The organism is Xenorhabdus sp. TH1 (assembly GCF_037260955.1).
Classification (GTDB): domain Bacteria; phylum Pseudomonadota; class Gammaproteobacteria; order Enterobacterales; family Enterobacteriaceae; genus Xenorhabdus; species Xenorhabdus griffiniae.
Genome location: NZ_CP147734.1, coordinates 1363981 through 1388764, shown reverse-complemented (window position 1 = coordinate 1388764; position 24784 = coordinate 1363981). Strand labels below are relative to the sequence as shown.

Genomic DNA, 24784 nt, shown 5'->3' with positions numbered 1-24784 from the left:
CAAGGGGCAAGATAAGTTGCCCCTTGTTTACTAAATAGGTGGCGGTTATTCGGGCGAGACATGACTTACCGTCAATTCAGCAATCCGCATAATCACATTAACGGCTTGTTCCATGCCTTCCAGTGAAATAAATTCGTGCTTGCTGTGATAATTATATCCGCCCGTAAAAATATTCGGGCAAGGGAGGCCGCGATAAGATAACTCTGCACCATCAGTCCCCCCACGTATCGGCTGGATTATTGGTTCAATATGACAATCGAGCATCGCTTGTTTAGCAATGGCAATAACATGAGGATATTTAAGCACCTCGCTATGCATGTTGTAATAATCATCATCAATCGCCAGCTCAATATAGCAGTCTGGATGTAATCCTTCTCCGATAGTTTCCGCAATAGCAATGAGATTTTTTTTACGTTTTGCAAAATTAGCCCTGTCAAAATCCCGGATGATATAGTGCATCTCGGCACGCTCAACAGTCCCTTTTATGCTATGCAGATGATAAAAACCTTCATAACCTTCGGTCTGTTCAGGCGTTTCTTCAGCCGGTAAAGCATGATGAATGCGCATGGCTAATGTCAATGCGTTAACCATAACTCCTTTGGCACTGCCCGGATGAGCCATATTCCCCACAATCTTGATGACCACGGATGCGGCATTGAAATTTTCAAATTCCAATTCCCCCACTCCGCCGCCATCAACGGTATAGGCCCATTCTGCGCCGAAAGCCGCTAGATCAAAATAGTGTGCTCCCCTGCCAATTTCCTCATCTGGCGTGAACGCAATCCGAATATCACCATGTGGAATATTTCTCTGTTTCAAGCGCACCATCGCGGTAATGATTTCAGCGATCCCGGCTTTATCATCAGCACCCAACAGTGTTTTGCCATCGGTCGTAATTAATGTTTTCCCCAGTAAGCTATGTAATACAGGGAACATGACGGGAGATAACACGTCATCTCCCATCCCTAACGCAATATCACCACCACGATAATTTTCCACAATCTGGGGATTAACATGCTTACCGGAAAAATCCGGGGAGGTATCGAGGTGGGCAATAAAACCAATGACAGGAACAGGCGTTGCAACATTTTTTGGCAATGTTGCCATCACACATCCCCGTTCATTGAGAGTGACATCGGCAAAACCAAGCTGGATCAACTCTTCGTATAATACCTTGGCAAGATCCAGTTGACCGTTACTACTGGGAATGGTTTTAGCGGATGGTTTTGATTGCGTATTAAATGCAATATATTTAAAAAAACGCTCTAATAATCTATCCATCTTCTTCTCCCGAGTTCATGTGGATTTATTATGAAAAAGATGGATAGCGTAGGCATTGCGTCAAGTCAGCTTTTATCCGTCTTCATCTGCTGAATTAAGGATTGAACATATTGCGTAACTATTTTACTGGCATAACCGTAATGTTTTTCATCAAACAAATTCTCGACCTGGCTAGGTTCAAGATTCAGCTCAATAGTGTGCGCCCCAGACAATTTAGCCTCATGCACAAACCCCGCTGCCGGATAAACGTGACCCGATGTTCCAATAGCAATAAAGATATCTGCATCAGCTAAAGCAGAATAAATCTGCTCCATACCCAATGGCATTTCCCCAAACCATACTACATGAGGACGTAATGGCGACGGGAATTGGCAACAATGGCAACGATCTTCCATAGTGAGATCATTTGTCCACTCAACGACTTGCCCAGATTGACAACACCGAACTTTCAGTAATTCACCGTGCATATGCAGAACACGACGACTTCCCGCACGTTCATGCAGATCATCAATATTCTGTGTCACCAATAAAAAATGGTCACCAAGCTCCTGTTCGAGTTCCGCCAAGGCATGATGTGCGGCATTAGGCTGGATATCCGGTTGTTGTAACTGCTTGCGGCGGGCATTATAAAATGCCTGAACCAGATCAGGATCACGCTGAAAACCTTCCGGAGTCGCAACATCTTCGACACGATGCTCTTCCCACAGGCCATCGGCAGAGCGAAATGTTTGAATACCTGACTCAGCCGAAATTCCTGCTCCTGTCAGGATCACCACATAAGGTTTTTGTATTTTATTTGCCAATCGGATATCCCTGTAAAAGTTTTGTCTATGTGATCGCTGTCGCCGTAATCGCTTGGTTCGGTAAAATTTACTGTGCCGATGAAGAACCCGCATAGATTATTTCCTTGTATACGATAGCGTGCTTAGATACGCGTTGATACCCCGATATCCTATTGTCCACTCAAAATTCGCGCTGGATCAAGTTTACTGGCCCGACGAGCAGGATACCAACTCGCCAACAAACTTAATACTAATGCCGTTAACAGAACATAAAGCACATCCATAACATGCAATTCTGATGGCAAAAAGTCGATAAAATAGATATCTCCTGAAAGGAGTTGGTGTCCAAGCAGCTTTTCTAACCCTTTAATGATAGCCGTCAAATTTAATGATGTGAAAATCCCGACAACGACACCAATTATGCTCCCTATCATGCCTGTTAGTAATCCATACCATAAAAAAATTGCCCTAATATGGCTATCCTTTGCTCCCAAAGTACGCAAGATAGCGATGTCACTGCTTTTATCCTTCACCGCCATAATCAGTGTTGAAATAATATTAAAGCAAGCAACACCAATAACCAGTACCATCGCCAGGTACATAATGCTACGTACCATCTGGATATCGTTGTACATATAACCGTAATCTTTTGTCCAGGTGCTGATATAGACATACTTTCCTGTCGCGTTACCTGCATCCCACACACGTTGCTCTGCGGCAAAAACATTATCGGCTTTAATGGCAATACCGGTGATTGCATTACCGTAATCCAGATAGTTCTGGGCATCAGGCAAAGGAACAAGAGCCAAACTGTGATCTAACATGCCACTCAACTGGAAAATACCCGCAACCTGTAAACGGATGCGTTTAGGCTGCAAAAGTTTCAGGCTCGCATCATTATTGGGGATCATGACTGTCACCCAATCACCCTGTTTCACGTGCAGTGAATTAGCCACCCCCTGCCCTAAAATCACCTGATTTTTTCCTGCCCTGAACGTTTTCCATGCCCCGTTACGCACAAACTGAGGTAAGGTACTCACATCCATCTCGGTATCCAGATCGACTCCACGTACCTGTATAGCATGAAGTTTTTCACCGCGCTCCATCAGGCCAGTGAACTCAATATAGGGAGAGGCTCCGGCAATACCTGGTGTCTGTCTTACCCGCTTAAGGGCGGTTTCCCAATCCTGGAAAGGCTGCTCCACAGCATAAATTTGTCCATGTGGCACAACGGAAAGTATCCGATTGTTCAACTCTCGTTCAAAACCGTTCATGGCACTCAAGCCAATAATCAGCACCGCCACACCCAACATGATACCCAGCGTTGAAATGACAGAGATCAGGGAAACCATGCCTGAACGACGTCGGCCACGACTAAATCGTAATGCGGTAAATAGTGCAAGAGGCAGGTTTACCATTACATCTCCCCCGCCGCCAGGGTTAATTCATCCTGCAAATACCCATCACGCATTTCTACCTGACGTGCCAGTTTCTTAGCTAATTTCAGATCATGGGTGACAACAAGAAACGCAGTACCTTGCTGTTGGTTCAATTCTTGCAAAAGCTGAAACACACTGTCTGCATTTCGTTGATCAAGGTTACCCGTTGGTTCATCCGCCAACACCAATGACGGTTCATTTACCAGCGCCCGGGCAATGGCAACACGTTGACGTTCTCCCCCTGACAGCTCAGATGGCCGATGATGCGCCCGATGCTCCAACCCAACCGCCGCCAGCATATCCAGCGCTTTTTGTTGAGAATGGCGTTTTTGTCCGCCAATCAGGAGCGGCATCGCAACATTTTCCAATGCCGTAAAATCAGGTAATAAATGGTGAAACTGATAAATGAAACCAATTTCACTGTTACGTAATTCTGCCCGCGCGGACGAAGACATTTGGTTGAGTGATTGCCCTTTGAACCGGACTTCACCAGACGTAGGTGAATCCAAACCACCAAGCAAGTGCAAGAGGGTACTTTTGCCAGAGCCAGAACTCCCGACAATGGCCATTATTTCACCCTGTTGCATGGAAAAAGTGACATTCTTTAATACTTCTGTAGAAATTTTTCCTTCCTGATATTTTTTGCACAGTTGGTGACACAGTAATAAAGGGTGTTTACTCATAACGTAAAGCCTCAGCAGGTTGGGTGGTCGCCGCGCGCCAGGAAGGGTACAGCGTCGAGATTAAGGAGATCAACATGGCACTGATGGCAATCAGCATTACTTGCGTAGTATCAATTGCAACAGGTAACTGAATGCCCTCAGACAGCAATCCGATAATTGGCATGAGATTATTTAACTGACTGGAAAGCAATATTCCCAACCCTGTTCCCAATACAGCACCAATAATGCCGGCTCCCGCGCCCTGGATCATAAAGATGGCCATCACTTGACGTCGGGTCAGACCTTGCGTCTGCAAGATAGCGATTTCACCCTGTTTTTCCATCACCAATAAAGAGAGAGAGGTAATAATGTTAAAAGCAGCAACAGCTATAATCAGGCTCAGCAATAATCCCATCATGTTTTTCTCCATGCGAACCGCCTGAAAAAATTCCCCTTTGCGTTCACGCCAATCTTTCCATATCAGCCCTTTTGGCAAGGTTTGCTGGCTCAAGGCATCTACGGTGAGTGGCTCATTGAGAAACAAACGCCAGCCGGTAATATTACCTATGGGATAGCGCAACAATCTGGCCGCATCCTGTTGATTAACTAACATTTCCGTACCATCGGCTTCACTATTGGCGAAGAATGTACCCGCTACCGTGAATAAACGCTGGCTGGGAATTCGGCCCATTGGCGTTAACTGACTGGCACTCGGCACGATAATACGGATTTTATCGCCCCGTTTTACCCCTAATTTAGCCGCCAATTTTTCTCCCAAAATGACAAAATAACCTCCGGGTTGTAGTTGGCTTCGATTGACATTAACAAGATGTTCTGCCAATGGCGCATATTCGTCCTGGTTAATACCTAACATGACACCAACACCTACATTGTGGTGACTCTGTAGCACCACATCTCCTTGTACGATAGAGGTGATGCGATTAACCCCCTTTAATCCCACCAGCTGGCTAACCGGATGTTCAACCGGATTGATAGCGCCTTTTTCCGATGTAATGATAGCCTGCGGCATAAAGCCCAGGATGCTACTTTCTAATGAACGCTCAAAACCGTTCATGACTGACAATACCGTAATCAAGGCCGCGACGCCTAGCGTAATGCCAATCGCTGACAACCATGAAACAAAACGGCCAAATTTATCGACCGCCCGCCCGCGCATATAGCGCAATCCTATAAATAATGAGACCGATTGAAACATGAAATCTGTTACGCCCCTGTTGCCAAAGCAAAGTGTTCGGGGATAATAAAGGGTAGCAATATTTTATGGAACCACCCGTATCCCGGTTCTGTGGTTTTTTTTACTTTCTCTCAACCTACCAGCGTATTTATTGTAAGGCCACTGGGGCAAAAATGTGTTGGGAATGGACTGAATCTTAGAGAACACATCAAACGCTTATGTCAGCAAAATATCGTTATCAACTTCCTGAAAGCCGCGGCGATACCCGCTACTTAGGCCATTTGACGGGTGCCGCTTGTGCCGTTGAATGTGCTGAAATCATTGAACGTCATCCAGGGCCAATACTGCTGGTGACCAAAGATATGCAAAATGCCCTACGATTGCGTGATGAAATTCAACAGTTCACCGACGCACCAATAAATACGATGTCAGATTGGGAAACTTTGCCCTACGATAGTTTTTCTCCTCACCAAGAAATTATCTCCAACCGCCTGTCCACGCTTTATCACTTACCATTTATGACGAAAGGGGCATTAATCCTTCCCGTCAACACCTTGATGCAACGTGTCTGCCCTCACGATTATCTCAAAGGACATGCATTGGTCATGCACAAGGGGCAGCGTCTTTCACGTGATAAACTGCGGGCAGAACTGGAACAAGCAGGTTATCGCAGTGTTGAACAGGTACTTGAACATGGCGAATTTGCTACACGTGGTGCCTTGTTTGATCTCTTCCCTATGGGCAGTGAGTATCCTTATCGTATTGATTTTTTTGATGATGAGATAGACAGCCTGCGCACGTTTGATGTGGATAGTCAGCGCACCTTGGCCGAAGTGGAAAAAATCAATTTATTGCCAGCCCATGAGTTTCCAACCGACCAGGATGCGATTGAGCTGTTTCGCAGCCAATGGCGCGAACAGTTCGAAGTCCGTCGTGATGCTGAACATATTTATCAGCAGGTCAGTAAAAAAATGCTCCCTGCCGGCATCGAATATTGGCAACCCTTGTTCTTTGAACACCCCTTACCCGCCATCTTTGAATATCTGCCCGAAAATACCCTGCTGATTACCCAAAATTTGGTCAGTGCAGCGGAGCGTTTCTGGCAAGATACGAAACAACGTTTTGAAAGCCGCAAAGTTGATCCCATGCGCCCGTTACTCGCTCCCGAACAGCTCTGGTTACCTGTCAATACACTATTCTCGGAATTGAAAAATTGGCCTCGGATTGAAGTTGATAATGCCCCCCTTCCCCAAAAAGCAAGGAATACCAATTTAGCCTATCAGGCTCTGCCTGATTTATCGGTTGCCGCACAGCAAAAAGAGCCATTGGATAAATTACGCCGTTTCATAGAGCAATTCAGCGGCAAGATCGTGTTTTCAGTGGAAAGTGAAGGGCGCCGAGAATCCATAAGAGAATTGTTGTTCCGAATTAAAGTCAAACCGGAAAAAATAAACCAGCTCACTGACGCCAATAATCTCGGCCATTATTTGATGGTGGGTGCCGCAGAGCATGGTTTTATTGATGAAGATAACAATCTCGCCCTGATTTGTGAAAGTGACATGCTGGGCGAACGTGTCAGCCGTCGTCGTCAGGATAACCGACGCACAATTAATACCGATACATTGATCCGCAATCTCGCTGAATTGCGGCATGGACAACCTGTTGTTCACCTTGAACATGGCGTTGGCCGCTATCAGGGACTGATAACATTAGAAGCGGGTGGCATTAAGGCAGAATATCTTATCCTGACTTATGCCGGAGAAGACAAGTTGTATGTACCAGTCTCTTCCCTTCATCTCATCAGCCGCTATGCGGGTGGTGCTGAGGAGAGTGCGCCCTTGCATAAATTGGGCGGAGAGGCATGGAATAAAGCGCGCCAGAAAGCAGCTGAAAAAGTACGTGACGTTGCAGCCGAACTCCTGGATGTTTACGCACAACGGGCCGTGAAACCGGGTTTTGCTTTCAAGAACGATCGCGAACAGTACCAACTGTTCTGCCAAAGTTTTCCCTTTGACACAACGCCAGATCAAGAACAAGCCATCAATGCAGTCCTTGATGATATGTGCGAACCTATTGCTATGGATAGGCTAGTCTGTGGCGATGTCGGGTTTGGGAAAACAGAAGTCGCAATGCGTGCCGCATTCCTCTCCGTCATCAACAATAAGCAAGTCGCAGTGCTTGTGCCAACCACCTTATTAGCACAACAGCATTATGATAATTTCCGTGATCGTTTTGCCAATTGGCCTGTGCACATTGAAGTTATGTCTCGTTTTCGTAGTGCAAAAGAGCAACAACAGGTCATTGATATGGCGGCGGAAGGTAAAGTGGATATCATTATTGGCACCCATAAACTGCTGCAAAGTGATCTGCGCTGGAAAGATCTCGGTTTGTTGATCGTCGATGAGGAACATCGTTTCGGCGTTCGTCATAAAGAACGTATCAAAGCTATTCGGGCAAATGTTGATGTCCTGACACTCACCGCCACCCCAATTCCTCGTACGCTCAATATGGCAATGAGTGGTATGCGCGATCTCTCCATTATCGCTACTCCCCCAGCCCGCCGTCTGGCAGTAAAAACGTTTGTACGTGAATATGATAGCCTGGTGGTACGTGAATCTATCCTGCGTGAAATTTTGCGTGGTGGACAAGTTTACTATCTGTATAACGATGTTGAAAACATCGAAAAGGCAAAAACCCGACTGGAAGAGTTGGTTCCCGAAGCCAGAATTGTTGTAGGGCATGGGCAAATGCGTGAGCGTGATCTGGAACGCGTTATGACGGATTTCCATCACCAACGCTTTAACGTTCTGGTGTGTACCACTATCATCGAAACGGGCATCGATATTCCCAGCGCCAATACCATCATCATCGAACGTGCCGATCATTTTGGCCTGGCCCAATTACACCAATTACGTGGACGTGTCGGGCGCTCCCATCATCAGGCTTATGCTTATTTGCTGACACCGCATCCAAAAGCCATGACCAACGATGCACAAAAACGGCTGGAGGCTATTGCATCTCTCGAAGATCTGGGGGCTGGTTTTGCATTGGCTACCCACGATTTGGAAATTAGGGGAGCTGGCGAATTGTTGGGTGAAGACCAGAGTGGGCAGATGACCAGCATTGGTTTTACTCTCTATATGGAGTTATTGGAAAATGCCGTTGATGCCCTGAAAAATGGGCGAGAACCTTCGCTTGAAGATCTCACCAATAACCAGACTGAGATAGAATTGCGTATGCCTGTGCTGTTACCTGATGACTATATTCCAGATGTCAACATACGCTTATCTTTCTATAAGCGCATTGCCAGCGCACAAAATAATCCCGAATTGGATGAGTTGAAAGTCGAACTTATTGACCGATTTGGTATTCTACCCGATTCAGGACGCCAACTGCTGCAATCTGCTTCTATCCGCCTGATCGCCCGACAACTCGGTATTAAACGTATTGAAGCACATGAAAAAGGGGGTTTTATTGAGTTTGGTCATCATAGTAAAGTCGATCCGAATTATCTCATTAATTTGTTACAAACGCAGCCCCATATTTACCGCTTGGATGGCGCTTATAAATTGAAATTTATTACTGAGTTAACCGAACGAGCCACTCGTTTATCGTTTATCCAGCAATTATTAGAAAATTTCGATTTACACAAAAGTGATGCCTAATCAAGCCACTTAAGCGATAAAAGTCATGTCACGATTGCACTATTTTTCCAGTTCGCCAAATTACCCCTTAATGCGAACTAACCGAGAAACAGTGCAATCTGTTTTTACTCTCCACTAAATAGTTAGAAAAACTCATTGTTGTGGATGTGATTTCAGGATCAATTGTCCTTTCTCATTTAAAGGAATAGTGTCATCAGGTTTGTATTCTATCCTGATTTTTCCTGGTTGCTCACCAATAACATAATTTACGTCATAAGCAACAACACGTGGTTTCTTAAAATGAAACTCTATACAGTTTTTTAACACCGAGTGGATTAGCGCAGGATATTTTCTATTAATTTTCAAATGATTAATGAGGGTTAAAATCCGATATTCATATTTAATCAAATGATTATGCACACTATTTTTTACGGTAAAAGGAATGGGAAATATGGCAATATGACAATAGGATTGACGAAAAGCAACTGTTGATCGGATAGGTTTCGCAGATAATACATGTGCAACGCTGGGGCGTGGAGGTTCAAAATAAAACGTTGCGGCTATGCCAATGATGGCAATAGCGATAATAGTCATTATAAAACTCATTACATACTGTCTTATCGTTAGCTTAACCACATAGCACCTTGATATATTAATAATTTTCCACACAATTTGATTAAAAGAATATTTCGCAACTATTTTAAATAAGCTAAAAATGCGCCAAGTTAATTATTGAGAAAAATCCTATTCCATTAAATCAGCAAATTATTAGGCACTTATCCATGTAATTATTTATTATTGTGAATAGTTTCAGTGTTGACTTTACGAAAAAACAGCTTCTATACCAACCTAACTTCAAGATGCATGTGATTTTTCCCCGCAAAGCGGGAGAGAAATCAGGTTTCATATCGTGTTGCAACTTGAAGTTTAATGCGTATATACCTATTTCATTAAGAGTTAGTACATAATAAATTGTCACAATGAAAGTTGCCATATAAAAAGCACATACAATAAAAAAACAAAAGATATACCTATCAGGGCCTTAATCCTACAAGCTATCGCAAAATTCTAATACCAAGGTAACCTAACTAAAATAGGCTCTATTATAACGATTAATTAAATCTAATGATAAATTATTTTATTATCTATTAGGTAGATATACATAACTCAGTCAATTAAATGACTCTTGTATAACATATCAATATAATTATGGCTCATTATTTATAAAAATTATCACCTATACGCATTAAACTTCAAGTTGCAATTTGCAACACGATATGGAACCCGATTTTTCCCCGCTTTGCGGGGAAAAATCACATGCATCTTGAAGTTAGGATTGGTATATAACAATAATAAATTAAAATGAAGCCTGAATTTTATTCAAATACAGTTTTATTCATTATAGTAAATAACCAAGTTAACTTTAGAGAAGAATAATTATGATATGTATAATAATAAATATAATAAATAGGTAAATGACTCACCTTAACTAATTACTTTAAGATGAGCCATTTTTGGGCTAATTAATGCAACTTCAGGCGTGGACGAATAACGCGGTTAATTCCTCCAACCAACATCATCAAACCTGTTTTAATATACCCATGCAGAGCTACCTGATGCATACGATACAAAGAGATATAAACCATACGAGCAATACGGCCTTCAACCATCATTGAACCACGCATCAAGTTCCCCATCAGGCTACCAACAGTACTGAACTTGGATAATGAAACCAATGAACCATGATCTTTGTAAGCATACTCTTTCAATGGTTTTTCATTCAACAATGCCAGGATATTGTCATAACAACGGCTTGCCATCTGGTGAGCAGACTGCGCACGAGGAGGAACAAAACCCCCCTCTTTTTTCGGGCATGATGCACAATCCCCAATGGCAAAAATACGATCATCCCGTGTGGTTTGCAAAGTGGGTTTTACAACCAATTGATTGATACGGTTGGTTTCCAATCCACCGATATCTTTCATAAAGTCAGGCGCTTTAATTCCCGCAGCCCAAACCATCAAGGAGGCTTTGATCTGCTCACCCTCTTTGGTATTCAACCCATGCTCATCTGCACTGGTCACCATTGTCTTGGTTAATACCTTAACACCCAGCTTAGTCAACTCTTGATGAGCAGCACTGGAAATACGTGTCGGCAATGCAGGCAGGATACGCTCCCCTGCCTCAACCAACGTCACGTTAAGTGCATCTGAATTCAGGCTTTCAAAGCCATAGCTGTTAAGTTGCTTCACCGCATTATAAAGTTCCGCGGAAAGCTCTACGCCCGTCGCACCACCACCAACAATCGCGATATTCACTTTTTCTTCTGCACTGTGATTTGCAGAATATTTCAGGAACAGGTTCAACATTTCATTGTGGAAACGATGTGCCTGTTGCGGGTTATCAAGGAAAATACAATTTTCCTTCACACCTGCCGTGCCAAAATCGTTAGATTGGCTGCCCAATGCCATAACAAGAATGTCGTAAGCCAGTTCACGCTCTGGTACTAACAAATCACCATCTTCATTACGGATCCCAGCCAGAGTAATTTTCTTCCCTTCACGATTAATATTCGTGAGTGTGCCTAGCTGGAAATTGAAATAATGGTTGCTTGCATGAGCCAAATAACTCAATGCATCAACACCATCATCCAGAGAACCCGTGGCAACTTCATGCAATAGTGGTTTCCATAAATGGCTATTATTGCGATCCACCAAAGTAATTTCGGCTTTTTTCTTACGCCCTAATTTGTGTCCCAAACGCGTTGCCAGCTCTAAACCACCAGCGCCCCCACCAATGATGACAATTCTTGTCTTTGGCGTTGTCATGAATACCCCACTGAAAATACAACATAATGTTATGTAAGGCGCTAAGTTCGTTTCTTTGCGTAAAAACCTTGAATAACGTCCTTAAATAACTTCAAGCTAAACAAATTTCATATTGAAAATATCTCCAGAATATCATGGCCGGTCAGTTGGTCATACCAAAAATAATCACAACTAAATTCTTTTGATTAATTAGACATCAATCACAAAAATTGTTCACACAAACCCTGTAACACCCGATTAGCCTTTTGCCAACGTTCAGATTGCTGTAATTCTTCCAAACTAAATTGTTTGCCTTGATGGTATAACTGTTTGACTTTAGGTGATTCAATGATCGGTAAGTTATCCAGCACACTGACTGCCCCTTCTCGATTGTTGCACACTAAAATCATGTCACAACCGGCATCTAATGAGGCTTTAGCCCGTTCAGCATAACCGCCCATCACTGCGGCGCCTTCCATCGACAAATCATCAGAAAAAATAACCCCTGTAAATCCTAATTGCTGACGAAGTATGGATTTCAACCAATAGGGTGAACCACTTGCAGGACGGTGATCTATCTGCGGATAAATCACGTGAGCAGGCATAATGGCATCCAACAGATTACGTTGGATAAAATCGCGGAAAATCACCATATCATGACAACTAATGGCATCCATAGGACGATTATCCCGTGGGGTTTCTTTATGGGAATCTGCTGTCACGGCACCATGTCCCGGAAAATGTTTCCCTGTCGATTTCATGCCCGCAGAATGCATTCCTTGAATAAATTTTTCCGCCATTGCCATCGCAGGTTCAAGTTCTTCATGGAATGAACGTTCACCAATGGCTATGCACTTATGCCCTAAATCCAATACTGGCGCAAAGCTGATATCAATATCCATTGCAATCATTTCTGATGCCATTAACCAACCAGACTCTTTTGCCAGATGTGCTCCCATAAGCATGTCATGTACACAAGCAAAAGATTGTGCCGCAGGTAAACGCGTAAACCCTTCATGAAAACGCTGAACACGTCCACCTTCCTGATCAACAGCAACCACCAATCGATGGCGGGAAGCTGCGCGAATTTGGCGCACCAATTCACGTAATTGTGCTGTATCGTGGAAGTTGCGGGTAAATAAAATTAAGCCACCCACTAATGGATGCTGTAAAATTTCACGCTCTTCGTTATCCAATTCATAGCCAACAACATCTAACATTACTGGCCCCATAGCCTTCCTCACTTCTCTTTAAATTGGTTATTAGATTCACTACGCCAGGTTAAAAGCCTGGCGTAAGGGATGTGCCAGCGATAAAAATTGTTGTTCTCTTGTCTGCTGCCAACGCACTTCATACCACATTAACATCATATAACTGACCCACGGCTCCCATTGCTTAATTTGTTGCTGCAGTAAGTGGATATCTGAATATCCTGATGCCTGGGTACAATAATAATCTAAAAAAGTTTTTTGCTGCACTTCATCCCATTGATTTCCCTTGAATAGTACAGCCAGCGAAAAACCAATATCGACATCCGCAGCGTACTCCCAATCAATCAATTTTAACCCTTTTTCCGTCATTAATAGATTATCAGGGTGAACATCCATATGAGCCGGAGCGATTTTTAGTGCAGTGGGCATCCTACTTGTTATAAAAAATTTGTGCAGGCGTAACCAACGAGGAGATAAACGTTTTCTGTCAATCTGCTGCCATTGGAATGCAATTTGTTTTTTTAATTGAAAGGGATAACCCAATGGAGAATGGTTATGAAGAAGAGCAAGCAGTTGGGCTAATGGCTGCTGTAAAGCTGACTGGCCCAGTGTATCGGGTTTTACTTTTGCACCAGTAAGCCACTCAAGCAATAACCAAGTTCCATGCATAGACACGACTTTAGGCGCAATACCGATGGAAGATAACCGCCGCAAAATCCGATTTTCTCGTTGACGATCCACACCAAGCATTTCACTATGCGGTGTTTGTACGCGTCCGACCATCTGACGCACTTCATTTGTCACTGTATTAGCAATAGAGTAACTTCCCTGTGTCAAACCCGTTAATGGCCTAATTTCCCAAGAGCCTGCGGGAATATCAGGCCATAACTGACACAACACCCTGAGCAAAGCGTCGCCATTAGTTAACGTCACCACGACCCGACCAGAGTATTTCGCCGGTTTTAACCAGCATTAACTGCATCTCCAGATCACGCTGTCCATGATTATTGGAAACAACGGAATAGAGAACATAATCGGCATTTAAATAACGAGCCAATCCAATGGACTTACTGCGCAACCCCAGGCTATCTTCCGATGATAACCCTAGTGCCTGTCTGGCTGAATAGACTTGGGATTTCGGTACAACCTGAAAAGTGTGTTTATTGCTGATGACATTCGTAATTGCATCTGTAGCTTTCAGGGTTCGCAATGAGCCATTCGTATTATTCTTGACAGAATCGACAAGCAGTAATTTTCCCGTTTCCACACCATCAGCATTAACCATCTGATCCACTAACGGCTGAACAATGCTATCCCAATTAATAGATTGAATTTTAGGGGGCTGGGGAACTTTTTCTGATGGTCCTACCGACGGTTCCGGTTTTTTCTCTGGCTTCACCGGTGTAACAGGAGCAGGCTTTTGTGTTTCTGGAACAACACAACTCGCCAGCAACATTGCCGATAATATAACAAAGAGAATTCTTTTCATTAATCTACTCCAGTTACATCACTACTTTGTACCGATATACATAAATTAGGTTATTATTTTGCTAACAGCGGCCCCAATGGACGTCCACCCACTAAGTGCATGTGGATATGGAAAACTTCCTGTCCAGAATGGCGATTACAGTTCATGATCAAGCGATAACCATCTTCTGCAATGCCTTCCTCTTTTGCTATTTTGGCTGCGACAGTAAACAGACGTCCCAAAGCAAGTTCATGATCAGCGGTAACATCATTAACGGTTGGGATCAATACATTGGGTACGATCAAAACGTGGGTTGGTGCCTGCGGGGAAATGTCGCGAAATGCAGTGACCAAATCATCCTGATAAATAATATCAGAAGGAATTTCTCGACGGATGATTTTACTAAAAATAGTTTCTTCTGCCATTTTACTTCTCCTGTTTATTGTGAGGCCTAAAAACACCGTGTGACACGACTAACTTAGTTTTCTTTAATATTGATATGAAACAGTTCACAAAAATTTCTGGTTGTCACCGCTGCCAATTCTTCAATATTGACGCCTTTCAATACTGCCATATATTCAGCAACATCACGTACATAAGCTGGCTGATTCTGTTTGCCTCGATGGGGAACCGGTGCCAGATAAGGTGAATCGGTTTCGACCAGAATGCGATCGAGTGGCACATATCTTGCCGCTTCACGGATCTGCTCGGCATTGCGGAAAGTGACAATACCAGAAAAAGAGATATAAAAACCCAAATCCAGCAGAGCCTTTGCCGTTTCTTTATCTTCCGTGAAACAATGCAATACGCCCCCACAATCCTGGACTTTTTCTTCCCGCAAAACCATCAACGTATCGTCTCTTGCGTCACGGGTATGCACAATCACTGGCTTATTTAATTCACGGCCAATGCGAATATGCTCGCGAAATGAAGTTCTCTGGAGTTCAGCATTTTCTTGCTGATAATAATAATCCAGGCCAGTTTCCCCCATTGCGACAACGTCTTCATCCGCAGCCAGTCGGGCAAGTTCTTCGAAATCGTAACCTTCATCCAAATTCAATGGATGGATGCCGCAGGAATACGCTACGTTTTCCCGTTTACCAATCAGTGCCTTCATTTGCTGAAAACCAGGCAACGTGGTTGCCACCGCCAGCATATATTTCACATCCCGTTCGGCCGCTTTCACCACAACATCATCTACACTTTGGTGCAACGTTTCATAATCAAGGCAATCGAGATGACAATGCGAATCAACTAAAAACATAATATGCTCGTATCTAACTAAGTTATTGTGCAGGACAAAATTGCCTTTCCCAATTGAGTAATTGTTCCGTTAGCAACAATTCCCGATTGACTCCCACCACAGATAATAATTGATGACGACAATGCACCCAATCATTAACTGTCTTTAATAATGTTTCTACACTTTGGCTAGCAGCAAGATAATGAATCAGAGCCTGCTGATCCTGGTTAATACAGTAATTCTGCGCCTGCTGCCGCCATTTCACTGCATCGGATAATAAGCTGATCAACCAATGTAAAGATTGCTGCACATCATCACGATTCAGTAAGGGTAAAAGTGACAGGGTATCACATTTATGCAACGCCTGTTCAATCGCCTGGCAAAGTGAATTCCTCTGCTGCCATTTCTCCGTCTGGAGTAATTGCTCCGCGGCCAATGGTGCTCCCTGAGAAAGTTTCAATGCTGTTTGTGCATCTAAAGAGGAGATCGCAGGAAGCTGTTTTTGGAGCCAATAAAGTCCTATCGAAGGTTCAGGCACTGAAATAAAATAGTGAAAACAGCGGCTACGTAGTGTTGCCAGCAAATTTATAGGGTTTTGACATTGCAACAAAAAGTAGGTGTTTTGCGGTGGCTCTTCCAACGTTTTCAATAAGGCGTTAGAAGCTGCATCAGTCAGGGATTCTGCGGATGTGATCCAGGCAATTTTGGCACCCCCTTGCTGAGAATATTCATAGAGCTTCTCACTGAGCCGACGTACTGCGTCTACCCCAATAACATTTTTTCCCTTTTCAGGCGCAAGAACATGCCAGTCAGAATGCGTTTCCGCTAACATCAAATGACAGCCGTGGCATTCGCCACAGCTTTTAATGCCCTGTTTATTCTGACACATTAACCAACGACTCAAACCATACAATAATGCATCAGCCCCCATTCCGGCATGAGCATGAAGCAAAATAGCATGGTGACCACGCCCCTGTTGGTGGAGTTCAACTAACTGACGGTATGCATGATTGAGCCACGGATACCAGTTCATGTCTGAATTTCCTGTGCTTTTAGTCAATGTTCTTTAACCAGGCAAGTAAGGTATGGCGAATATCATCCTGCACTTTTTCCAGTGGTTGGGTGGCATCAATCTTTTTGATACTGTCATCTTTCGCCATAAGTTCGAGATATTTCGTACGGGTGCGATGGAAGAAATCTAAGGACTCCTTTTCAATCCGATCTAATTCACCGCGTTCAAGAGCACGTTGTAAGCCCATTTCTGGTGGTACATCAAGGTAAAGCGTTAAATCTGGCGAAAAATCCCCTAATGCAGCATTGCGTAGTGATGCCATCAACTGCTGATCGATACCTCGGCCTCCTCCCTGATAAGCCTGGGAAGAGAGATCATGACGATCACCAATGACCCAGGTTCCCTTTGCCAATGCTGGCTTGATAATATTTTCCACCAGTTGAACTCTGGCAGCATATAACATTAATAGTTCTGCTTTATCTGTCAGTGATTCTCCTTCAACCCCTTGTTTGATCAGCTCACGGAGTTTTTCTGCTAACGGTGTCCCACCAGGTTCACGGGTAAGCACCAAATCAAAAATACCCTGCTGCTTCAAGGTTTCAACCACTGTCTGGATTGCTGTTGTTTTTCCAGCACCCTCAAGCCCTTCAATTACAATAAATTTGCTACTCATTTATCCTGCTTTAACCTTTGGCGATAAAGGCTTACTGCCTTATTATGTGCTACCAGATTGGTGGTGAATGTGTGCCCTCCATCGCCATTCGCCACAAAATACAAATATTCTGTGACGGCAGGATGTGCTGCCGCCTTAATTGAAGCCAAACCTGGCATAGCGATAGGAGTGGGTGGCAACCCATCAATCATATACGTATTGTATGGTGTAAATGTGTTGAGATTGCTGCGAAAAATCGTACCCGTATATTTATCTCCCAATCCATAAATGACGGTTGGATCAGTTTGCAGTTTCATCTTTAACCGCAGACGATTCACAAATACAGAGGCAACTTTGGTTCGCTCAGATTCAATTGCGGTCTCTTTTTCAATGATAGAGGCCATGATCAACATTTCATAAGCACTGTTATATGGTAGGTTTTTTTCCCTGTTTTCCCATTCCTGCCCGACGATTGTTTTCATTTTGTTATAGGCTCGTTTAAGCAACTCCAGATCACTCGTGCCTGCTGTATACAAATAGGTATCAGGATAAAACCAACCTTCCAGTGACTCATCTTCTTTCATGCCTAAAGCATCAAGCAGCCCTTTCGGTGTCTTATTTTCTATGTCATGTTTTAAGTATGGCGCATTCTGCAATATTTTTGCCCAATCAGAAAAGCGACTACCTTCAACAAAACGAATAGTAAACTGAGTTTCTTTGCCACTGGCAAACAGTTGCAAGACAGACTGCAAAGACATACCTTTTTGCAAACGGTAAGTTCCAGCCTTAAACTTTGCTAACTCTGGTTTAAAGCGAAATAACCATGGCAGTAATTGGCTATCTTCAATCAATTTATGCTGAGCCAATAAGGCTTGCAGTCCAGCACGACCCGTTCCCGCCGGTACAGTAAATATAAGCTCCTGGCTAAGATTAATATCTTGGGCAGCAAAGTCCTCTATTTTCTTCATAAAAGAAAAAAATACGATCACAGCGATTGCAATAAGCAAGCCGGGCAGAATGAAAATGCGCTTTTTTAGTTTCATCCGGTAATCACTTTATTTGGGCTTCTGAATACTGACTCGCTAAGGTTTTAAACATTCAGGTAATAAATATTCATGCAACTCTCTTGATTGATATTTCCACGCCGGTTGATTTTTATGCGCTTGAATTTGACTTACTGGCAACACTGGCATTAAGGAATTACAGATAATCACTTCGTCTGCATACGCCAAAGCTTCAGGATAGCGCATAACACATGATAAGCTATAATCACTTTTCGCCAACAATTCGATGATCTTCCGTCGCATGACCCCTTCCACTCCACTCTGGCTGAGATCAGGTGTATAAACATTTTTTCCTTTTCGCCAGAAGATATTAGCCGCACCGCATTCAACTAATAAACCATCACTATCAAGTACCAGCGCTTCGTCTGCTCCAGATTGTTCAATGAATCGTTTGATCAAAACCTGCTCCAAACGATTTAAATGCTTAATACCCGCCAGGTAGGGATTAATTCCCATCGAAATGGGGCTAAGAGTCAATGACACACCTTTTTGACGCTGAGTAATATATCGTTCAGGATATGAACCCAAAGATAAGATCTGTGTAGGCTCAATTGTGTCATCAAAGCCATAGCCACGGCCTCCCATCCCCCTGGAAAGAATGATTTTCAACACGCCGGAATCATACCCTTTCACTACCTGGTTAATATGGTTCTCAAGTTGGAACCAATCCGGTGCTGGCATGAAGAGTTTTTCAACACCTTTCTGCAACCGTTTTATGTGCAAAGGTAGCAAAGCCGGTATCCCTTGCTCAACCCTTATTGTGGTAAAACAGCCGTCACCAAACTGCACCGCACGATCATTAACAGGTATATGATCGCACTGATTACCATTAATCCAATACGTCATGTTAACTTCTTATTTTTGATAAAAAAGCCCCAACATTTGTTGGGGCTTTTTATAAACACAAAGTGATTTTAGATCTTGCGGAAAATCAATGACCCATTGGTGCCACCGAAACCAAAAGAGTTACACAATGCGTATTCCATCCCTTCAACGTTGCGCGCTTTACCCGGAACTAAATCCAGACGACAATTCTCATCCTGATTCTCCAAGTTAATGGTTGGAGGAATAATCTGATCACGCAGAGAAAGAATAGTGAAAATAGATTCAATCGCGCCCGCTGCTCCCAACAAATGGCCTGTCATTGATTTGGTTGAACTCACCAATACTTTCGTACCTTCACCAAAAACAGACTCCACTGCGCGTGCTTCTGCGATATCACCAACTGACGTTGAAGTACCATGAGCATTGATATAACCCACTTGCTCTGGTGAAATTCCCGCATCTTTCAGGGCATTTTGCATCGCCAAAGCAGCGCCTGCGCCATCTTCAGGAGGTGACGTCATGTGGTAAGCATCACTGCTCATGCCAAAGCCAACAACTTCAGCATAGATTTTCGCACCGCGTTTTTTCGCGTGCTCATACTCTTCCAGTACGACAACACCTGCGCCATCACCCAGAACAAAGCCATCACGATCTTTATCCCAAGGACGACTTGCACCTTGAGGATCGTCATTACGCGTTGACAATGCACGTGCAGCCCCGAACCCAGCAACCCCAAACTCAGTACTCGCTTTTTCTGCACCGCCCGCCAGCATAATGTCAGCATCATTATAGGCAATAATGCGAGCTGCATGACCGATGTTATGTACGCCAGATGTACAGGCAGTTGCAATAGAAATGCTCGGACCACGAAGACCATAAAGGATGCTCAAATGGCCCGCCACCATATTGATGATGGTCGAAGGTACAAAGAATGGGCTGACCTTACGAGGCCCTGCCGATAACAGTGTACTATGATTTTCTTCGATCAGACCCAATCCACCAATACCAGAACCAATAGCAGCACCAAAGCGGCTAGCATTGGCTTCTGTTACTTCGATTCCTGCATCTTCAATAGCTTGTTTGCCCGCAGCAATACCATACTGGATGAAGAGATCCATCTTCCGTGCTTCTTTGCGCGAAATATTGAAATCTTCATGATTAAAATTCTTCACTAAACCTGCAAACTTCGTTGCATGGTTAGAGGTATCAAAATGTTCGATAAGGCCGATACCACTCTGTCCGGCACAAACAGCACTCCAAGAAGATGCTACTGTATTGCCGACAGGAGATAACATGCCTAGTCCGGTCACGACTACTCGACGCTTAGACACGGTTATCCTCCAGGGAGGGAAAAAATTTGGGACGAAAAACATAGGCGGTCGAACGACCGCCTAGGCATGTGTGCTTATTTACCTGCGTTTTCAACGTAGTCAATAGCAGCTTGAACTGTAGTGATTTTCTCAGCTTCTTCGTCTGGGATCTCGATATCGAACTCTTCTTCCAGAGCCATTACCAGTTCAACTGTGTCAAGAGAATCAGCGCCCAAGTCATCAACAAATGAAGCTGTGTTCACAACTTCTTCCTCTTTAACACCCAGTTGTTCAACGATGATTTTCTTAACGCGTTCGTCGATAGTGCTCATACTATTAAATTTCCTATCAAAACTCGCTTTTGCGATGGTTTTCGTAGTTTATAAAATACAGGAAAAGATGCAACCAAATCCCGGCTGGTCGAACCACAATCTGCTTTTTTTGTATAAAAAATACATCAAAAACAGTGAGTTCGCTCATTTTTAGATCATGTACATGCCACCATTGACATGCAATGTTTCACCCGTGATGTAAGCGGCCTCGTCAGAAGCAAGAAACGCTACAGCACTGGCAATTTCCTTTGCATCACCAAGACGATTAGCAGGTATTCCAGCAGCAATGCCTGCACGTTGTTCGTCTGTCAACGCTTTGGTCATATCCGTTTCGATAAAACCAGGTGCAACAACGTTAACAGTGATGCCACGGGAAGCGACTTCACGAGCCAATGATTTACTAAAACCAATAACTCCTGCTTTCGCTGCCGCGTAATTCGCCTGCCCCGCATTTCCCATTGTTCCAACAACAGAGCCAATGGAAATAATACGTCCATAACGTTTTTTCATCATAGAACGCATTACTGCTTTTGACAGACGAAAAATCGAAGAAAGATTCGTGTCAATAATATCTTGCCACTCATCATCTTTCATGCGCATCAACAAGTTATCACGAGTGATGCCTGCATTATTAACTAAAATGTCTATTTCACCAAATTCAGCACGAATATTCGATAGTGCATTTTCAATGGATTCTGAATCTGTGACATTTAGTACAAAACCTTTGCCCTTATCACCCAGGAAGGCACTGATTGCTTCAGCTCCCTTCTCACTGGTTGCGGTGCCAACAACACGTGCACCACGTTCAACCAATAATTCTGCAATCGCGCGACCTATACCACGGCTCGCGCCAGTGACCAGTGCAATTTTTCCATCAAAGCTCATGTTTTCCCCAGTTATTTGTTCAGAGCAACTGTGAGTGATGATACATCATTTACTGCTACAGCACTTAAAGTATCAACAATACGTTTCGTTAACCCAGTGAGGACTTTACCTGGCCCAATTTCCAGCAATTGTTCGACCCCAAGTTCTGCAATATATTCTACTGATTCTGTCCAGCGTACAGGATTATACAACTGACGGACCAACGCGTCTCGAAGAGCATCAGCAGATTTTTCTACTTTTACATCGACGTTATTCACGACAGGGAATTGTGGCTGGTTAAATTCAACGTCTTTCAATGCAACTGCCAGTTGTTCGGCTGCGGGTTTCATCAGTGCACAGTGCGAAGGCACACTAACGGATAATGGCAACGCTCGTTTTGCGCCCGCCGCTTTACACGCCGCTCCCGCACGCTCTACAGCCTCTTTTTCACCAGCGATAACCACCTGCCCAGGTGAATTAAAATTAACCGGCGTAACAATCTGACCTTGCGCTGACTCTTCACATGCCTTTGTAATGGACTCATTATCTAAACCAATAATGGCATACATGGCTCCCTGCCCTTCTGGTACGGCTTCCTGCATCAACTTCCCACGCAATTCAACAAGTTTAATAGCTTGCTGGAAATCAATCACGCCAGCACAGACCAGCGCAGAATATTCGCCAAGGCTATGCCCTGCCATTATGGAAGGTGCTTTACCACCTTTCTCCTGCCATACACGCCAAATCGCTACTGAAGCTGCCAACAATGCAGGTTGCGTTTTCCAGGTTTTATTCAGTTCTTCTATAGGGCCTTGCTGAACCAACGCCCATAAATCATATCCCAAAACCGCAGAAGCCTCTGCGAACGTTTGCTCAACCAATGGAAATTCTGCGGCTAAATCAGCTAACATACCCAGAGATTGAGAACCTTGACCGGGAAACACCATTGCAAAATCAGACATGTTTATTTTCCTGTTAAATTAAAAACGTACCAGCGCTGAGCCCCAGGTAAAGCCACCGCCAAATGCTTCAAGTAAAATAAGTTGGCCACGTTGGATCCTTCCATCACGGACAGCCTCATCGAATGCAGTCGGAACAGATGCAGCCGAGGTGTTGCCATGACGATCCAAAGTCACAACCACCTTATCCATTGTCATATCTAATTTCTTGGCTGTTGCCGCAATGATACGCAAATTCGCTTGATGAGGAACCAACCAATCAAGCTGAGAATGAGGCAAGTTGTTAGCTTCTAAAGTTTCATCAACAATATTAGCTAATTCACGCACGGCAACTTTAAAGACTTCATTACCAGCCATAGTGACATATTCTGGCGTATCACATTTTACCCGGCTTTGATGAGGCAATGACAGTAAATCACCATAACGGCCATCAGCATGAAGATGAGTAGATAAGATGCCTGGTTCCTCTGAAGCCCCGACGACCATCGCTCCTGCTGCATCGCCGAAAAGAATCACTGTGCTGCGATCTTTAGGATCGACAACTCTTGAAATAATATCAGAACCGATCACCAGTGCATATTTAGCCGCACCCGTTTTAATAAATTTATCGACAACACTCAACGCATAAGTAAAGCCGGCACATGCCGCTGCAACGTCAAAAGCCGCAACACCTGGAAGGCCCAGCAATTGCTGAATTTGGCAAGCTGCGCTTGGAAAGGCGTGCGTTGAGCTTGTTGTGGCAACAACGATTAAGTCAATTTGTGCTTTATCGATGCCCGCCATTTCAATGGCCTTTTCAGCAGCTTTGAAACCCAAAATGGCAACATTTTCATCTTCAGCCGCGATACGGCGTTCACGAATGCCCGTCCGAGTAACAATCCACTCGTCAGACGTCTCTACCATTTTTTCTAAATCTGCGTTAGTACGCACCTGCGCAGGCAAATAACTGCCCGTACCTAAGATCTTTGTATACATTTATGTTTATTCACTCTTGGGTAATACTGCATCCAGCCGGGCAGCGATTCTGTCTGGAACCTGCTTCTCTGTAGCTTGAATAGCTTGATCAATAGCCGCCTTGAAAGCATGTTCATTAGCAGCACCGTGACTTTTTATGACGATGCCACGCAAGCCTAATAACGTTGCTCCGTTATACTGGTCAGGGTTTAGATGGCCGAACCGTTTAGTTACCTGTCTTAGTAACCATTTTTTAACTATCTTCATCTTGAATAGTTTCATCAACCAAGATGATTTTTTTTGCTGACCATCCGGTGACTTTACCAGAGATAAGATCACTCTGATCGCACCTTCCATCGTCTTCAGCGTAACATTACCTGCGAAGCCGTCACATACGAGCACATCTGTTTTTCCCGTCAGTAACTCATTTCCTTCCACATACCCGATATAATTAATCGTTGGGATATTACGCAAGGTTATAGCGGCTTCGCGGATATTATCCAGCCCTTTGGATTCCTCTTCCCCGATGTTGAGTAACGCAACACGTGGATTATCCACACCAGCAACATACTCCGCCATGACAGCGCCCATAATTGCAAACTGAACTAACATGCCGCTATTACAATTAATATTAGCGCCTAAATCTAATACGACTGTCTTCTGTTGTTTTAGATTAGGTATCACCGTCATCAATGCAGGCCGTTCAATTCCTTCAATGGATTTCAGCATCAATTTAGCCAATCCCATCAAAGCCCCTGTATTTCCCGCACTGACACAAGCCTGTGCTTCGCCCGACTTAACTAAGTCCAAGGCTATACGCATGGAAGTACCGTGACTGGAACGGATGGCCTGAGATGGCCTTGCATCATTGGAAACGGCATGTTCCGCAGGAATAATTTGCAAACGACTCAGCAGCTCAGCATTTTGATTTGCAAGCAAAGGAGAGATGGTTTCGGGATTGCCGACCAACAATAGCTTCAGTTGTGGATTAGATGCCAGTGCCTGCAATGCAGCAGGCACCGTAACGCGAGGACCAAAGTCCCCACCCATAGCATCTAACGCTAAGGTTAGATTAGCCAA

At 43.9% G+C, this 24784-nt stretch carries 23 protein-coding genes; 1 reads left to right on the top strand and 22 read right to left on the bottom strand.

Annotated features, from left to right (window positions below):
- Positions 1–45: 45 nt before the first annotated feature.
- The 5 genes from pepT to lolC all read right to left on the bottom strand — a co-directional run bounded on the left by pepT (position 46) and on the right by lolC (position 5380).
- Positions 46–1281: a peptidase T gene (gene pepT / locus WDV74_RS06140; RefSeq protein WP_338885149.1), complete on the bottom strand. Its 1236-nt coding sequence runs from the start codon at positions 1279–1281 to the stop codon at positions 46–48.
- 65 nt (positions 1282–1346) lie between these two features.
- Entirely contained in the window at positions 1347–2177 is an 831-nt protein-coding gene (cobB, locus tag WDV74_RS06135; RefSeq protein WP_338885148.1) for a Sir2 family NAD+-dependent deacetylase, read from the bottom strand.
- A gap of 56 nt (positions 2178–2233) precedes the next feature.
- Positions 2234–3481, bottom strand: a complete 1248-nt coding sequence (gene lolE / locus WDV74_RS06130; protein ID WP_338885147.1) for a lipoprotein-releasing ABC transporter permease subunit LolE — start codon at positions 3479–3481, stop codon at positions 2234–2236.
- The gene (lolD, locus tag WDV74_RS06125) at positions 3481–4185 is read right to left on the bottom strand and encodes a lipoprotein-releasing ABC transporter ATP-binding protein LolD (protein ID WP_338885146.1); all 705 of its coding nucleotides are present in this window, start codon (positions 4183–4185) and stop codon (positions 3481–3483) included. Before lolD ends, lolE begins: the two co-directional genes overlap by 1 nt.
- Entirely contained in the window at positions 4178–5380 is a 1203-nt protein-coding gene (gene lolC / locus WDV74_RS06120) for a lipoprotein-releasing ABC transporter permease subunit LolC (RefSeq protein WP_338885145.1), read from the bottom strand. Before lolC ends, lolD begins: the two co-directional genes overlap by 8 nt.
- Positions 5381–5577: 197 nt before the next feature.
- Here lolC and mfd point away from each other — a divergent pair, with 197 nt between their 5' ends.
- Complete coding sequence (mfd, locus tag WDV74_RS06115) at positions 5578–9024, top strand: transcription-repair coupling factor (protein ID WP_338885144.1); 3447 nt, start codon at positions 5578–5580, stop codon at positions 9022–9024.
- Positions 9025–9156: 132 nt separating this feature from the next.
- On the opposite strand, the gene umoD is transcribed toward mfd, so the two are convergent.
- The 17 genes from umoD to plsX all read right to left on the bottom strand — a co-directional run bounded on the left by umoD (position 9157) and on the right by plsX (position 24784).
- Complete coding sequence (gene umoD / locus WDV74_RS06110; RefSeq protein WP_338885143.1) at positions 9157–9597, bottom strand: UmoD family flagellar biogenesis regulator; 441 nt, start codon at positions 9595–9597, stop codon at positions 9157–9159.
- 929 nt (positions 9598–10526) lie between these two features.
- Positions 10527–11831: an NAD(P)/FAD-dependent oxidoreductase gene (locus WDV74_RS06105; protein WP_338885142.1), complete on the bottom strand. Its 1305-nt coding sequence runs from the start codon at positions 11829–11831 to the stop codon at positions 10527–10529.
- A gap of 200 nt (positions 11832–12031) precedes the next feature.
- The gene (gene nagZ, locus WDV74_RS06100) at positions 12032–13042 is read right to left on the bottom strand and encodes a beta-N-acetylhexosaminidase (protein ID WP_338885141.1); all 1011 of its coding nucleotides are present in this window, start codon (positions 13040–13042) and stop codon (positions 12032–12034) included.
- A 39-nt stretch (positions 13043–13081) separates the two neighbouring features.
- Positions 13082–13957 carry a phosphotransferase gene (locus WDV74_RS06095; protein ID WP_338885140.1) on the bottom strand — a complete coding sequence of 292 codons (876 nt, stop codon included), beginning with the start codon at positions 13955–13957 and terminating at the stop codon, positions 13082–13084.
- Complete coding sequence (gene lpoB / locus WDV74_RS06090) at positions 13941–14510, bottom strand: penicillin-binding protein activator LpoB (RefSeq protein ID WP_338885139.1); 570 nt, start codon at positions 14508–14510, stop codon at positions 13941–13943. Before lpoB ends, WDV74_RS06095 begins: the two co-directional genes overlap by 17 nt.
- Positions 14511–14563: 53 nt before the next feature.
- On the bottom strand, positions 14564–14914 hold the full coding sequence (gene hinT / locus WDV74_RS06085) for a purine nucleoside phosphoramidase (protein WP_047767386.1): 351 nt from the start codon (positions 14912–14914) through the stop codon (positions 14564–14566).
- A gap of 53 nt (positions 14915–14967) precedes the next feature.
- Entirely contained in the window at positions 14968–15753 is a 786-nt protein-coding gene (locus WDV74_RS06080; RefSeq protein WP_338885138.1) for a metal-dependent hydrolase, read from the bottom strand.
- A gap of 22 nt (positions 15754–15775) precedes the next feature.
- A complete protein-coding gene (holB, locus tag WDV74_RS06075; RefSeq protein ID WP_338885137.1) occupies positions 15776–16765 on the bottom strand; it encodes a DNA polymerase III subunit delta' in 990 nt (329 codons plus the stop codon).
- Between the two features lie 19 nt (positions 16766–16784).
- The gene (gene tmk, locus WDV74_RS06070; protein ID WP_189758237.1) at positions 16785–17417 is read right to left on the bottom strand and encodes a dTMP kinase; all 633 of its coding nucleotides are present in this window, start codon (positions 17415–17417) and stop codon (positions 16785–16787) included.
- The gene (gene mltG / locus WDV74_RS06065; RefSeq protein WP_338885136.1) at positions 17414–18439 is read right to left on the bottom strand and encodes an endolytic transglycosylase MltG; all 1026 of its coding nucleotides are present in this window, start codon (positions 18437–18439) and stop codon (positions 17414–17416) included. Before mltG ends, tmk begins: the two co-directional genes overlap by 4 nt.
- Positions 18440–18478: 39 nt before the next feature.
- Entirely contained in the window at positions 18479–19306 is an 828-nt protein-coding gene (gene pabC, locus WDV74_RS06060; RefSeq protein WP_338885135.1) for an aminodeoxychorismate lyase, read from the bottom strand.
- 68 nt (positions 19307–19374) lie between these two features.
- Entirely contained in the window at positions 19375–20616 is a 1242-nt protein-coding gene (gene fabF / locus WDV74_RS06055; protein ID WP_338885134.1) for a beta-ketoacyl-ACP synthase II, read from the bottom strand.
- A 74-nt stretch (positions 20617–20690) separates the two neighbouring features.
- On the bottom strand, positions 20691–20927 hold the full coding sequence (acpP, locus tag WDV74_RS06050; protein WP_012989255.1) for an acyl carrier protein: 237 nt from the start codon (positions 20925–20927) through the stop codon (positions 20691–20693).
- Between the two features lie 150 nt (positions 20928–21077).
- A complete protein-coding gene (fabG, locus tag WDV74_RS06045; protein ID WP_074018725.1) occupies positions 21078–21812 on the bottom strand; it encodes a 3-oxoacyl-ACP reductase FabG in 735 nt (244 codons plus the stop codon).
- Between the two features lie 11 nt (positions 21813–21823).
- Entirely contained in the window at positions 21824–22753 is a 930-nt protein-coding gene (gene fabD, locus WDV74_RS06040) for an ACP S-malonyltransferase (protein ID WP_338885133.1), read from the bottom strand.
- Positions 22754–22771: 18 nt separating this feature from the next.
- On the bottom strand, positions 22772–23725 hold the full coding sequence (locus WDV74_RS06035) for a beta-ketoacyl-ACP synthase III (RefSeq protein ID WP_338885132.1): 954 nt from the start codon (positions 23723–23725) through the stop codon (positions 22772–22774).
- Positions 23726–23731: 6 nt separating this feature from the next.
- Complete coding sequence (plsX, locus tag WDV74_RS06030) at positions 23732–24784, bottom strand: phosphate acyltransferase PlsX (RefSeq protein ID WP_338885131.1); 1053 nt, start codon at positions 24782–24784, stop codon at positions 23732–23734.